This window comes from Streptomyces fildesensis, assembly GCF_016107395.1.
Classification (GTDB): domain Bacteria; phylum Actinomycetota; class Actinomycetes; order Streptomycetales; family Streptomycetaceae; genus Actinacidiphila; species Actinacidiphila fildesensis.
This window is the reverse complement of record NZ_JAAIKO010000020.1, coordinates 123,971-136,271: the sequence shown is the minus strand read 5'-3', so window position 1 is coordinate 136,271 and position 12,301 is coordinate 123,971. Positions and strand designations below refer to the sequence as shown.

The window sequence follows — 12,301 nt, the reverse complement described above, 5'->3', positions numbered from 1 at the left end:
CAAAAATCATTCACGGATCACCAGGCCCGGCGAACGTTCGTGGACAACGCACTAGTCACATCGCGGACATCCGGGTTGTCAAACTGCTCGGGCCAGGGAACCGCTGCGGCCATGGCAAGGGCGTCCGGTCCCGGAGCCGGTGACCGCAGTTCAATGTCCGTCACATGGCCGATCTTGTAACCGTTGACCTCGTGGTCACGGTCTAGGTCGTTGCCCTCCCGAGCGCACTTCCGCAGTACGGTGCGCACCGCGCGGGCGTCATGGAGGTCGACCTGCTTTTCCCACTCCTGGATGATCAGGGCCATGGCCAGGGCTTGGGCGTGGTCTTGCGTGCAAGGCCGGAGACGAAGTTGCGTGTAGAGGAAGTCGTACATCGGTTTGTGATCGCCGCGCAGGTAGGCATCCAGGGCAGCCCTTGCAAGCATCACGACTGGAGATCCAAGGAACTCGATCATTCGAGTCATGGATCGCAGCGACTTCACAAGCATGCTGGATAGCCCCGACAACGGGGATGCGAAGCCGTGGGTCCAGACCGAAGGCATCATGTCGCCAAGCATCTTCGGGTGGGCCCAGGGCAGGCCGCCACCTGCAACTCCGAGGCCTGCGAGCCGGGTGAAACCCGCGTCGAACAAGGTGAGTTTCTCCGACACGGAGGCGATGACGTCAAGACCGGCCAGCATCCCGGTCAGCCGGGCGGGAGTCCTGTCGAAGCAGGAGAGCCTCTTCGACACGGAGGCGAAGGCATCGGCACCGGCCATCACCCCGGCCAACCGAACGGGCGTCGTGTCGAACAAGGAAAGCTTGCCCAGCACGGAGGAGACGTCGAACAAAGGTGACGCATCGGCGACGAGGCGTGCCGGTGAGTCCTGAGCCAACTGCTTGCCAACGCCCGTCTCGGCGAGCTGGCTGCCGACACGCTTCGCCACGTCCATGGACGCGAGTGCAGAGCCCACGGTGCCGAGCTTGAGAGTCGGTGACATGTCGGCCAGCACCTGTCCCAGATTTGGGTGCTCAGGGACGGACTCGAGGATGGGGAACGTGGCCACGGAACTTCTCCTTGTATCGGAAGCGCTGCTACCTCCCAGTGCCGGGAGAAGGCCGTTCCGACAATTCAAGAGATATGATCTGGGTCACATCCTCTATCAATCCCTGCGACCTCCGCAGTCTCCTCCTTCAAAGCAGTGGGCGGTAGCGACGGAGATGATCCTGGACCTCAACTGCTGACATTGGAGGCGAGCAGGCTGGTGACGTTGGCGAGGGCCTTGTGGCTGGGCTTGAAGTACTTCCGGGCGGAGCTGACGGACTTGTGGTGGCTCTTCGCCATGAACAGCAGCAGCGAGACGCTGTGCTCGCCGAGATGGGTCACGCCGGGGTGTCGGAACTCGTGTGGGTCCCAACCGGTGCCTTCTGCGCAGCCGACGCAGGTGTGTCGGTCCAGCACCGCCCGCATCTGGCCCTAGGACAGGCGGGCCAGGCCTGGTATCGGGGCAGGCGTCGCGCGGGGTGAGGACCCTGCCGGGGCCGGGCTTGCGATGGGTGACAAGCAGCGGGCCGCGGGCCCGCTCGCCGATCAGGCGGGGAGGAGCCGGGCGGTACCGGCGTTCCAGTAGATGGGTTCGGTGACAGTTTGCGAAGGAGCCCTCGCCGAGCTCGAACACACGTGTTTGAGCCGGAGTGGACTCCGTACGAACGCGCGCTCGACACAGGATGTGGAGTGCATCCACCCTTGGGGCGCCCGGGGCCATACCCGGCGCGGTATTTGCCGAAACGCCGACGCTGATGAGCGTGGGAAACGTGGGTCTGGGGGGGCTGTGTGTGCCACGTTTGGTCTCCGTTGTCGGCGGGAGATCACATGGCTGGCGGCTGTGACCTCCGCCCCTCTACTCACCGAGAATCCTCATCCCCGTTGTACGTGTACGGGCAGTCGTACGGCTGCGATGAGCTCACGGAGGTGTCGTGGTGAGCTGGTACCGGGGATAGGGGCGACGTGATCGCCCTGGCCGAGCAGCCAGTTCAGTGCTTCACGGGCCAATCCCCTGCCGACTAGCGCGCCGGCGTTCAGCGGCCGATAGGGGACGAAGGGGATGCCCTGTATGCGGCAGTAGCCCACGGCGGGGTCGTCGGGTTCAGTCTGATTGAAGACGTTCTGCACGGCGGAGACCTGGATCTCTGCAGAGGCGAGCCGGATCTGCTCGATGCTGACTTTGGAGAGCCCGATGTGGCCAATCTTGCCTTCCACCTGGAGTTGACGTAGTTCTCCGACCTGGACCTCCAGCGGTAGGGCCGGGTCGATTCGGTGGAGGTAGCAGAGGTCAAGACGGGCGATGGCTAGACGGCGCAGGCTGGCTTCGACCGCGGCCCGCAGGTACTCGGGCCTGCCTAAGGGCTTCCATAGGTCGGGGCCGGGTCGGACCATGCCGACTTTCGTGGCGATCAGGAGGCGGTCGGGATAGGGGCGCAGGGCCCGGCGGATGAGTTCTTCGACGGTGTGGGGGCCGTAGGCGTCGGCTGTGTCGAGGTGGGTGATGCCCTGGATGTGGACGGCCTCTCGCAAGACACAGATTGCGGTTGCGGGATCGCGCGGTGAGCCCCAGGTACCGGGGCCGGCCAGGCGCATAGTGCCAAGTCCCAGACGGGAGACGCGTTTCCCGGCGAGGGTGATGGGACCGGCGGGTAGGCGCGGAGAGGTCACGGGGCCGCTGCCATGGCGCGGACGGTATCCAAGACGGCCGTGCGGGCTTCGTCGCGGGAGACGTCGGTGTTGGCGACTACCAGATGGTGAATGCCAGTCGCATCGAGCAGGGCGTGCAGATGCCTGTCGACGCTGGCTCGGTAGTCCAGGTCACGGTCGCGGTGGTTGCCCAGCGGTGCGTCCGGGTCGAGGGCGGTGAGCAGGAGCAGGGTGTAGCTGGCGGCGTGGGTGGTCGCCAGTGCCGTTAGCTCCTGCTGGGTCGCCTCGTCGAATGGTTGGTCGCGCTGGGCGAGGCCGGCCATCAGGTAGGCGAGGGGGTCGAAGGCGCTGCGGTCGAGGAGGATCACGTCGGCGGTGAGGGTGGCTTCGAGTTCTGCGCAGATGCCGGCGGAGATCATCCACTCGGTGGTGGCGGCTGTCTGCTGTTGCATCTTGGGGAAGCCGAGTTCGGCGGCCTTCTTGGCGAGGCTGCCGGAGGTGCGGGCGACGGTGTAGCCGAGGGCGCGCACTTCCATTTCCAGGCGGCGGAGCAGGGTGGTTTTCCCGGTGGAGTGGGTGCCGGAGATGGCGATGCGGATGGGCGTGGCTACCACAGTGTTTCCTCCTGGGGGGCGGGCCGGTGGCCGGGCATGGTCCTGGGGACGGCGACGGCGGTGAGTTCGTCCCACGTCTCGTAGTGAGTGGCGAGGTCGAGGAGCAGCAGGCCGGTGGCGTGTGCGTCGAATCCGGCGCGGTGGCGCTGTCCGGGGATTGCGGTCACGGGCAGCTGGAGGTGCTGGATGAGGGCGTCGAGTCCGTGACCACCGGCGTTGGGGTAGGTGGCGCGGGCCAGGCGCAGGGTGTCGATGACGCCGGCTGGTTCCCAGCCCGGCAGGTGCCGGGTAAGGGCGTCGTATTCGACGGTGCCACTGTGGGCGACCAGCCAGGCGCCGTCCAGAGCGGCTCGGATCTCTTCGGAGACCTGGCCCCAGGCGGGGGCGCTGACCAGGGACTCGTTGGTGATGCCGTGGATGCGGACGATGTGTGGGGGGATCGCGGCGGGCGGGCGGATCAGCCACTCGCGTTGCTGGTCGATGCGCAGAGTGCCGTCAGTGAGGGGTAGGACGGCGACCTCCACCAGGTCTGGCGGCCGGGCGCCGTTGCCCTCGACATCGACGACGACCAGTGGGGGCCAGGCGGTGGCGTTCACGCAGTGTCCTTTTGCGGCCAGCCGATGTCCGCTCGGCCGTGCCGTCTTGGGTGGTGGGGGTGGCGCCGGTCGTGGACCTGGTAGCCGAAGCCGTGCTGGAGGAAGTAGCGCGGATGCTCGTCCAGGCCCTCGACCAGGATGGCCCGGTCGGTGATCTCAACGGGCCCGGTTGCGCCGAGGGCACGCGCTTGCCGGGTGATCACTTCGAGGTCCGGGGCCTGCCAGGCGTCCTTGCACAACTGGAGCTGGGCCAGTGGGCAGATGTCGCACAGTTCCCGGATGCCGAAGTGCCCGTTGTAGTCGGCCATTCCGTGCACGGATGCGACGGCACAGGATGTCTTGCGGAACAGCTGGCCCCATGGAGCCGGCACGTTGGCCGGTTGGTGGAAGGCAGCCAGAATCCGCGCCTCGGACTCCTCAGGCATGATCTTGCGGCGGGCGGTGTCCGCGTACGGTTCGGGCAGGCCCTGCTCGCGGTGCTACGCGGCCATCTCCTCGCGGAAGAACAAGCCGGTGTAGACGGTGGCGTGGGCGTGCTCGGCCAGGTCTCGGGCGTAGGCCATGTCGGCGTCAGAGTCGTTGAGGCCGGGCACGATCGGCCGCCAGTACAAGATCGTCCGGTACGACTGGGCATTGGCGTACAGGGTGCGCAGGCTGTCGGCGGCGATCTGGGAATCGACCGGCTCGATACCTGGGTGCTGGATGTTGGAGTGGGTCACCAGCACGGTCAGCTTGATGTTCCGGAACGTGTTGAAGACCGCGCAGTCGCCTTCATCGACCCGCCAGCGGGTGATGACCAGGACGTGATTGGTCAGGCCGCGCTCGTCGAGTAGTCGCAGGGTGTTGAACGTGTGCTGCTTGACGACCGGCAGCATCGGGTCGGTGGCCTTGTTGAACAGTTGCAGGGGCGTGACGTGTGGCCGGAAGTACCGGTGCGTGAGGAGGGCATTGACCGCGGCCTCGTCGCTCATCAGGGCGCGCGGCGTCTTCATGGCGAAGTTCTCGTACAGGTGACGGACGCAGTATCCGCATTCCAGCGGGCATCCCACCACGTGGTTCAGCGACAGGCCGCTCTTGCGGTACTCGACGGGATCTGCGAGGTCTGCCTGGAGCTCGCCGATCTGGCCGGTCGTGAGCAGCGGCAGGGGCCGCCGCTGCGGTAAAGCGCGGGTACGGGTCATGTGTCGTCCTTCATCGGGACCTTGGAGATTGGATCGAGAAGACGGTGCCTGGAACAGAGGGTGCTTCGGGCCTCGGTTGTGAGGCGGCAGAGGGCATTCAGCAGGCGGCGAAGCGATTGAGGTCAGACCGGCAGCCAGGGCCATCGGGCGAACACCCATGTGGGTGGAAGCACGAGCGAGAGCCAGATGATCACGACCGCTGCTCGGTGCCGTCGGATCTCGCCGAGTCGGCGTCGGACGGTTCGGGATAAGAGGCCACGGATGCGCTTCACTGTGGGTGGGGGGTCGTCAGCGGGTGGGCGGACCGGATCCGTGTATCGGATTCGGTGAAGCACTCCAGGCCGACGTCGGCACGCCGGAGTTCCAGGTTTTCGGGGTCCTCCAGGTCGTAGAGCGCCAGTTCGCCGTTCCGGACGATGTACTGCGTGCCGTAGATCTGTGGGACCTGGGAGTTCAAGCGGCAGCGGTCCGTCAGGTAGGCCAACTGCTGTCCGGTGGCCTCCCCGTCGCGTGCCGCTTGGCCCAGCAGGGCCAGGCACTCCCACTGGAAGCTGTGATCGTGGTCGGCGTGCTGTGCCAGCAGCCAGGCCGCATCGGCTGCCTCGGGTCCGACGAGGGAATGGCCGGGCCAGCCGTGCTCCGCGATGATCCGCCGCAGCGCCTCGGTGTTGGCCCGGTCCACCACCTCAGGTGAGCGGGCGGTACGTGGCGAGGTGGCCCACTCGTGACGCAGCTCCTGGTCACGTTGCTTGCGCAGCAGGAGATCGCGGGCCAGGTCGGGTCGGAGGGGGAGGGGGTTCACGTTGAGGCCTCGCCTTGTGGGAAGGAGTGGATCGGGGTGCCTGTGCCCGCCGGAAGGGCGGGGGAGCCCATGTGCCGGTCCTGGGTGATCGGCTGGCGGGCGCGGAGTTTCAGGGGTTGATCTGGGTGCCGCGGACCGGCATGACCGCCCAGGTGCTCTTGGCGCTTCCCGCGAGAGGGATCCAGCCCCAGTCGCTGGACAGGGCCTGCACCAGCTGCAGGCCACGGCTGCCGAGGACTTCGGTGTCCAGGGTCGGCTTGATGGCCGGTGGGGTGCTGGAGCCGTCGCGGACCTCGATGAGCAGCACGCCATCTCCATGGGTGGCGACGAATTCGATCGAGGTCATGGGGGCATAGAGCACGGCGTTGGTCAGAAGTTCGCTGACGACGAGGACCGCGGTGTCGGTGGCTGCCGGGATCTTCCAGAGGCGCAGGAGCGTGGCCACCTCCTGACGGATGCGAGGCACCTCGCTGGCCGTGGGCGTCAGACCCATCGCGATTTGGTGCCGGGCGACAACTGCCGGCTGTGCCCGTGGGGTGGGGGAGTGTGCGGTCATGAGCATTTCGGCTCCCTTTGCTCTCCGGTGTGGGCTGCGGCCCGAATGAATCCGGGCCGCAGCGCCATGGCGGGGATGGGGTCTCCGAGGGCGCGCACCATGAGCCGCTCCCCGGTGAACGGGCCACGCGAGTGGAGCCAGCGGTGGTTGTCCAGCAGATAGCCCTGGCCGACGGAGAGGGTGAGGTTGGTTCGATGGCGATCGAGCACAGCGCGCAATACAGGAAGGTGTGGGGTGAGGTGTGGGGAGAACTTCACCAGCTCGTCCAGGCGCAGCCGGAGCGAGGCGCGGTCAGGACCAAGGTGGGTGATGACCTGGGCGAGGTGTCCGCCGCCGTCGCCGAAGTATGCCGACCGAGGAACGGCTAATTCCTCTGCGATCTCCGGATGATGGGCGTCGAGGTCGGCGAGGACGGCCTGCCCGTCGATCAACCCGCATTCACCGCCCTCCAGGGCAGGTCGCAGGCACACCAAGAGCATCAGGCGGGGTGGTCTGGGGATGCTGGAGCGTTCGGTGTGTGGTGCCAGTTCGCCGTTCCCGAAACCGGCGAAGCCGGGCAGCGGGGCGCGGTGCGGCAGCGAAGTGTTGTGGATGGTGGTCAGCCCGTCGCGATCGCTGTCGCGATGTGGGGTCAGTCGCATCACGGAGTGAACGAAGCCGAGGACTGTGCCGCGCGTGGGCAGCCCGCTCACCGTGGCGAGCCCGCACCCGCGCAGGCGCTCGGCCAGCCAGCTGGACCGTTCGGCCTCCGTCAGATGATGCTTGGCAAACGGCGTTGGCGCGGTTGCGGCAGCAGCTGTCATCAGCGACATCCTTGGGTCGACGGGAGAAGGGGAGCCATGCCGTTCACAGTCCAGGGCACCGGCACCTTGCGTAAAGTGACTGATTGTCAACGCACCGACGCTGCCTTGGCGGAGCCGGCCAGTGAGCCCGCGTGCTACGTTCCGAAGACCTCGGAGCTGCCCCTTCTTCCGGCCCTCAAGGACGTCATGGACACCCCCATCGAGCACACGCCGCGTGCGTTTCCCATCTCCATCAAGGGCGTCGCCGTCAACGGCGACGGCCAGGTGCTGCTGCTGAAGAACGAACGGAACGAGTGGGAACTGCCGGGCGGAAAGATCGAGATCGGCGAGAGCCCCGAGGCTTGTGTCGTTCGGGAGGTGGAGGAAGAGACCGGCTGGGAGGTCAAGGCCGGTCCGCTGCTGGACACCTGGATGTACCAGCCGCTCCCCGGGCGATACGTCTTCATCGTCACTTACGGCTGCCTGGTCCTGACACCCGACCGGCCCCCGGCCATCAGCAACGAGCACAAGGAGATCGGGCTGTTCGCCGAGCATGAGGTCCCTGGCCTGGTGATGCCGGACGGCTACAAACAGTCCATCGCCACCTGGCACACCCGGCTGCGGGACTCCAGGGGCCGGGGACAGTAGCCGGCCATGCCGGGAGGAGACGGTCGCCGCCTGCCCGAGGCCCTGCCCCGGCCCGCTCCCATACCTATAGCAACCACGTGGCGGTGGGCCACCCCACAGGCCCAACAGGTCCTGGCCACCCGGGACCTCGGCGCCATCCTTCGATTCCACCGCAGCGTCAACAGCCTGTCCCAGACGGCGCTGGGCGACCTTCTCGGCTACGACAAGACCTACGTCTCCCTGCTGGAGAACCACCGTCGGACCATTCCCGATATGGACTCCCGCCGCCGAATCGCCACAGGCCTCGGACTCCCGCCGCACGTCCTGGGCGTCACCGATCCAGCAGACGCCGACCATCACGCGATGCTGCAATTCGGAGAGTCCACCGTCCGCCTGGGGGAGATCGCCCGCCAGTCCGGCCATGCCTCCGAAGCCGTCGCTGAGCTGTGGCCCCTCGTCGCCCGCCTGGAAGCCCGCATCGAACACGGACACGCCGAGCGCGAGGTGCTTCGGCTCTTGGCCCGTGCCCGGGTGGGACTCGGGGTCGCGCTCGGCAACGTGCTGCCCGAAGAGCGGCTCGGCACCGCAGCGCGCTGGACGGCCCGCAGCCTGGAGATCACCCGCCACTTCGAAGACCCGGGCTTCACCTCCTACGTGTTGAGGATGCACGGCAACGAACTTCGCAAGGCGCGACTTTGTGGCGCGGCCGTCAACCGTCTGCAGCACGCCGTTGCCCTCGCACCCGATCGCGATGCCCGCGCGGCAGCGTTGCCGTTGCTCGCCCGCGCCGCCGGCGCCATAAGGAATGGCACGCTGTTCGACCAGGTAATGCGGGAGAACGACGCGCTCCTGGAGGACGCCACGCCCACCTCGCTCTTCAACGCGTTCGCCCTGCATGAGATCCGCCTGCGCGGCCTGATCGCCACCGGCCGCCCTCAAGAAGCGATCCGCCTGGCCGACGACAGCCCCGTGCCGACGACCCGGGTGGCGCCACAGTGGCGCGTCATCGAACTCGTGACGGTCGGCCATGTCCGGCTGCTTGCCGACGACCGCACCGGAGCATCTGAGGCGCTGAGCTCCGCCATCGCCGAGGCCGTCGCCCAGCGATTGCCCCACCAGCTTCAGCGCATCATCAGGACTGCACACAGCGCGATGCCCGGCACTCGCGATCTCGCGGCGCAGGCACTCGACCGGCTGCGTCAGGAGATGGCCGCCTAACCTCGGCTGACAGACCCAATCCTTTTCCGTGTGGCGCATGCCCGCCCTCCGATGTCATTGCGCCGCCCACCGGATCCAACTCCCAGGGCGACTCGGATGCGACAGGCTGTGCCATTCCCTTCCATCGGGACAACCGAGACCAATTCACTGATCCCTGAAAACCCTTACCGCATCACTGTTTCCGGCCTGCCAGCCGTGACGAGGTCACTGTTCTCGACAACGCCCAGTAGCCCTTACGCCGCTATTGATGAATCATCAGTTCCGGACTTCAAGGGAGTCGGACTGTGGTCAAGCCCCATAAACCCTCATGCGCAGCCCGGTGGCGCAGCCTCGGCGCGGAACGTCAGTGGTCGACCGAACGTGTCGTCGATGAGATTCACCAATGCTGTGGAACGAGCCGCCTGCGATCGCATCGACTTGCCCGGGGCTGGACATTGCGAGAGGCCGTCGCCCATCTCCATCAGCTCTGCGACGACCAGAGAGTTGACGGACCCCGCAGCGATGCCGATCAGTGGCGGCTCTGGGAGACCATGCCCGAGCGCCGCCCGCGACCATCCACGGTCGACCTCCTCTGCCAGCTGTACGCCACCACGCCAACTGGTCTCGGCCTCAGCGCAGGTGGCCACTTCGGAACCGCGCGCGAGATCCACTCAAGCCACGTCGTCCCAGCAACGGCGCCCCCCGCTGCCCTGCGGCCTCCCGCTCTAGTTCCGCAGGCATCTACGGCAGACGACACTCAGGCCGATCTCGCGGTCCCGCCGGACTTCGAGACCCTCATAGACTCCACGCGCAGACTCGTCGACCGCACGCTCGCCGATGCCAGCGTGACCCCCAACCAACTCGATCTGATCGACGAGCGCATCATGTGGTTGCGCCAGCAGTACCTCACCTGCGCGCCAAAGCCGATGCTGCGCGCTCTCCTCACCGAACTGGGCGAGATCCACGCTCTCACCGCAGATCGACAGCCTGCCGCTGTTCAAAGCCGGCTGTCCTCGATGATCGCGATCCTCTCGACCCTGATCGCCGATGCCCTGATGAAGCTCGGACAGCTACGCCAGTCGCAGGCGTGGTACGCCACCGCTCGTACCGCGGCGGACGACAGCGGCAACGTCGGGCTGCGGGCCCGCGTAAGAGTGCAGGCCGCCATGCTCCCCTACTACTACGGCCCTTTGGAGACAGCCGTCGCCCTGGCCCGCGAAGCCCGACTCCTTCTCCGTCATCGACCCACCGCCACCGGGGCCTTCGCCGCTGCGGCTGAAGCACGGGCTCAGGCCCGCCAAGGCAACGCAGGTTCGGCAGAGGAGGCGCTACGCCAGGCGCAGGAGATCTTCGACCACACAGACCGCGGCCGCGAGGACGACGCATTCTCCTTCCCTGAGCGCAGGCTCCTTCTGTACATCAGCGGAGCACTCACCCACCTCGGACAGCCAAAACGCGCGATGGCAGTTCAGCAGCAGGCCTTGCGGCTATACCCCGGAGAACTCGGAATCGACCCCGCTCTCCTCCGCTTCGAAGAGGCAATTTGCCTTGCCCACGAGCACTGTCTCGATGAAGCCTTCGACCTGGCAGGATCTACATACCTCAGCCTGCCCATGGAGCACCGCACCTCCATCGTCGGCGCCCGCGCGCGCAACGTGCTGGAAGCGACCCCTCAACGCATGCGAACAGGACGAAAGGCCAGAGAATTGGGCGAACTGCTCGCGCTCCCAGCCAGCGAGAGGTGACAGGTCCCCCTTATGTGGGTCAGCCTGGTGGCATGACAGCACCGATCCACGGCGGCTTCGCCGAGAGCGAGATGCGCCAGATCCTTCAGGGCGCTTGCGCGGCCGTCGGACTCGATGCCAGCGGCGCTGTCCTGCTGCGTGGTCAGACCAACGCCGTCGTTCGCCTCGCGGCCCATTCAGTCATCGCGAAGATCGCCCGGCGCGGCACAGATCCACAGGACGTCCACACCACGGTGCAGTTCGTCCGATGGCTGATGGATCTCGGGTTCCCCACCGTTCCGCTCCATCGGGCCGGCGACCAGCCAGTCATCTTCGATGGGCACGCGGTCACCTTCTGGACGTACCTTCCGCAGCCGGAGGATCCGGTACCGGCCGACGCTCTGGCCAAGCCCCTCTGCACTCTTCACAGCCTCGGTCGACCGCCCATCGAGCTCAAGCGGCTCAATCCCATTGCCGCAATTCGGACCTCGCTGAGCCGGACTACGGTTCTCCCTACCGAAGACCTTCGGTACCTGCACCATCGGACGGACCACCTTGAAAGGGCGCTGGGAAGCCTTCGATACGACCTCGCCCCCGACTCGATCCTCCAAGGCGACCCCCAGCACGGAAATGCCCTGCATGACGTCCACGGCGCAGTTCTGTGCGACTGGGACAGTGCGGCGATCGGTCAGCCGGAATGGGACCTGGTCACCGTCGAGATCCACTGCCGGCGCTTCGGCTACGGCCTCCCGCACTACCAGAAGTTCGCGGAGGCGTACGGGTGGGACGTGACGGGTTGGGAGGGCTTCCGGACTCTCAGCGAGCTGCGTGAGCTACGGATGATCACGACCAATGCGAGGAAGGCCGCTCACGAGCCCGCCAAGATCGCCGAGGTAAGGCATCGGATCGATGGACTCCGGAAAGACGACACGACCAGGATCTGGAACATTCTGTAGCGCGCCCCCTTCTTGACGTGGCAGATCTAGGCAAGCAGGGGAAGTGCCACCGCGCAAATGGCCGTGCCGATCAGGACCCCGGTCACGGCTTGTCCCAGCGTATGGGCGCGCATGTGGGTACGTGTCCACACGGTGAGAGGTGCGATGGGTGCGAATGCGGCCAGCAGCAATGGACCGCCGACCAGCGCGGCCACGGCAACCGTTGTGGTGGCTACGGAGGTGTGCACGGAGATCTTCCACCAGCGCGTGATCAGAGTGAGCACAGCGAGCTGAATGGCCAGCAAGGCGAAGACAGCGCAGATAGGGCGGGGAGCTCCAGCGAGGGAGAGAGCGCCGAAGCCGAGCAGGAGAGAAGCGAGGATGGCGATCATGGGAAGGATGCGGTGCTCGCGCTGGGGCACGTGGTGGTCGAGCCAGGAGCCCCTGCGCATGCCGTAGATGAGGAACAACATCGGCACCGCACTTCCGAAGGCGACGGCAAGTAGCCACCAGCGCAGTTCGCTGGCGTCCGGCCACGGGTGCCACAGGACGAGGGTGGATTGCACCAGGACCTGGACCAAGGGAGCGAAGACTTCGCTCAAGGCGGCAGCCAAGC

General features: G+C 66.5%; 15 protein-coding genes. 4 read left to right on the top strand and 11 right to left on the bottom strand.

What is annotated here, in order from left to right; genetic code table 11:
• Nucleotides 1–17: 17 nt before the first annotated feature.
• The 10 genes from C6N31_RS24635 to C6N31_RS24595 all read right to left on the bottom strand — a co-directional run bounded on the left by C6N31_RS24635 (nucleotide 18) and on the right by C6N31_RS24595 (nucleotide 7,223).
• Nucleotides 18–1,046, bottom strand: a complete 1,029-nt coding sequence (locus C6N31_RS24635) for a hypothetical protein (protein WP_198358230.1) — start codon at nucleotides 1,044–1,046, stop codon at nucleotides 18–20.
• 167 nt (nucleotides 1,047–1,213) lie between these two features.
• On the bottom strand, nucleotides 1,214–1,366 hold the full coding sequence (locus C6N31_RS44155; RefSeq protein WP_232485588.1) for a hypothetical protein: 153 nt from the start codon (nucleotides 1,364–1,366) through the stop codon (nucleotides 1,214–1,216).
• Nucleotides 1,367–1,897: 531 nt separating this feature from the next.
• A complete protein-coding gene (locus C6N31_RS24625; RefSeq protein WP_198358228.1) occupies nucleotides 1,898–2,692 on the bottom strand; it encodes an aldo/keto reductase in 795 nt (264 codons plus the stop codon).
• Complete coding sequence (locus C6N31_RS24620) at nucleotides 2,689–3,285, bottom strand: AAA family ATPase (RefSeq protein WP_198358227.1); 597 nt, start codon at nucleotides 3,283–3,285, stop codon at nucleotides 2,689–2,691. Before C6N31_RS24620 ends, C6N31_RS24625 begins: the two co-directional genes overlap by 4 nt.
• Nucleotides 3,279–3,881: a 3'-5' exonuclease gene (locus C6N31_RS24615; RefSeq protein ID WP_198358226.1), complete on the bottom strand. Its 603-nt coding sequence runs from the start codon at nucleotides 3,879–3,881 to the stop codon at nucleotides 3,279–3,281. The genes C6N31_RS24620 and C6N31_RS24615 overlap by 7 nt, the downstream gene beginning before the upstream one ends.
• Nucleotides 3,878–4,306, bottom strand: a complete 429-nt coding sequence (locus tag C6N31_RS44150; protein WP_232485587.1) for a hypothetical protein — start codon at nucleotides 4,304–4,306, stop codon at nucleotides 3,878–3,880. Before C6N31_RS44150 ends, C6N31_RS24615 begins: the two co-directional genes overlap by 4 nt.
• A gap of 54 nt (nucleotides 4,307–4,360) precedes the next feature.
• Nucleotides 4,361–5,062 carry a hypothetical protein gene (locus tag C6N31_RS44145; RefSeq protein WP_232485586.1) on the bottom strand — a complete coding sequence of 234 codons (702 nt, stop codon included), beginning with the start codon at nucleotides 5,060–5,062 and terminating at the stop codon, nucleotides 4,361–4,363.
• 268 nt (nucleotides 5,063–5,330) lie between these two features.
• Nucleotides 5,331–5,864 (bottom strand): DUF6624 domain-containing protein, encoded by a 534-nt coding sequence (locus tag C6N31_RS24605; RefSeq protein ID WP_198358225.1) that lies wholly within the window; start codon nucleotides 5,862–5,864, stop codon nucleotides 5,331–5,333.
• 109 nt (nucleotides 5,865–5,973) lie between these two features.
• Complete coding sequence (locus C6N31_RS24600) at nucleotides 5,974–6,420, bottom strand: ATP-binding protein (protein WP_198358224.1); 447 nt, start codon at nucleotides 6,418–6,420, stop codon at nucleotides 5,974–5,976.
• The gene (locus C6N31_RS24595; protein ID WP_198358223.1) at nucleotides 6,417–7,223 is read right to left on the bottom strand and encodes a TauD/TfdA family dioxygenase; all 807 of its coding nucleotides are present in this window, start codon (nucleotides 7,221–7,223) and stop codon (nucleotides 6,417–6,419) included. The genes C6N31_RS24600 and C6N31_RS24595 overlap by 4 nt, the downstream gene beginning before the upstream one ends.
• A gap of 186 nt (nucleotides 7,224–7,409) precedes the next feature.
• Here C6N31_RS24595 and C6N31_RS24590 point away from each other — a divergent pair, with 186 nt between their 5' ends.
• The 4 genes from C6N31_RS24590 (at nucleotide 7,410) to C6N31_RS24570 (ending at nucleotide 11,706) form a co-directional block, all read left to right on the top strand.
• Nucleotides 7,410–7,850 carry an NUDIX hydrolase gene (locus C6N31_RS24590; RefSeq protein ID WP_198358222.1) on the top strand — a complete coding sequence of 147 codons (441 nt, stop codon included), beginning with the start codon at nucleotides 7,410–7,412 and terminating at the stop codon, nucleotides 7,848–7,850.
• 6 nt (nucleotides 7,851–7,856) lie between these two features.
• Nucleotides 7,857–9,047 (top strand): helix-turn-helix domain-containing protein, encoded by a 1,191-nt coding sequence (locus tag C6N31_RS24585; protein WP_198358221.1) that lies wholly within the window; start codon nucleotides 7,857–7,859, stop codon nucleotides 9,045–9,047.
• 284 nt (nucleotides 9,048–9,331) lie between these two features.
• The gene (locus C6N31_RS47150; protein WP_498063719.1) at nucleotides 9,332–10,771 is read left to right on the top strand and encodes an NsdA family TPR-like regulatory protein; all 1,440 of its coding nucleotides are present in this window, start codon (nucleotides 9,332–9,334) and stop codon (nucleotides 10,769–10,771) included.
• Nucleotides 10,772–10,803: 32 nt separating this feature from the next.
• Nucleotides 10,804–11,706: a phosphotransferase family protein gene (locus C6N31_RS24570; protein ID WP_198358219.1), complete on the top strand. Its 903-nt coding sequence runs from the start codon at nucleotides 10,804–10,806 to the stop codon at nucleotides 11,704–11,706.
• Between the two features lie 26 nt (nucleotides 11,707–11,732).
• On the opposite strand, the gene C6N31_RS24565 is transcribed toward C6N31_RS24570, so the two are convergent.
• Entirely contained in the window at nucleotides 11,733–12,287 is a 555-nt protein-coding gene (locus C6N31_RS24565) for a hypothetical protein (RefSeq protein WP_198358218.1), read from the bottom strand.
• Nucleotides 12,288–12,301 lie beyond the last annotated feature (14 nt).

Coding starts and splice junctions, on each gene's coding strand:
- C6N31_RS44150 (WP_232485587.1), bottom strand. CDS start 4,306: ATGCCTGAGGAGTCCGAGGCGCGGATTCTGGCTGCCTTCCACCAACCG.
- C6N31_RS24570 (WP_198358219.1), top strand. CDS start 10,804: ATGACAGCACCGATCCACGGCGGCTTCGCCGAGAGCGAGATGCGCCAG.
- C6N31_RS44145 (WP_232485586.1), bottom strand. CDS start 5,062: ATGACCCGTACCCGCGCTTTACCGCAGCGGCGGCCCCTGCCGCTGCTC.
- C6N31_RS24595 (WP_198358223.1), bottom strand. CDS start 7,223: ATGACAGCTGCTGCCGCAACCGCGCCAACGCCGTTTGCCAAGCATCAT.
- C6N31_RS24585 (WP_198358221.1), top strand. CDS start 7,857: ATGCCGGGAGGAGACGGTCGCCGCCTGCCCGAGGCCCTGCCCCGGCCC.
- C6N31_RS24590 (WP_198358222.1), top strand. CDS start 7,410: ATGGACACCCCCATCGAGCACACGCCGCGTGCGTTTCCCATCTCCATC.
- C6N31_RS24600 (WP_198358224.1), bottom strand. CDS start 6,420: ATGACCGCACACTCCCCCACCCCACGGGCACAGCCGGCAGTTGTCGCC.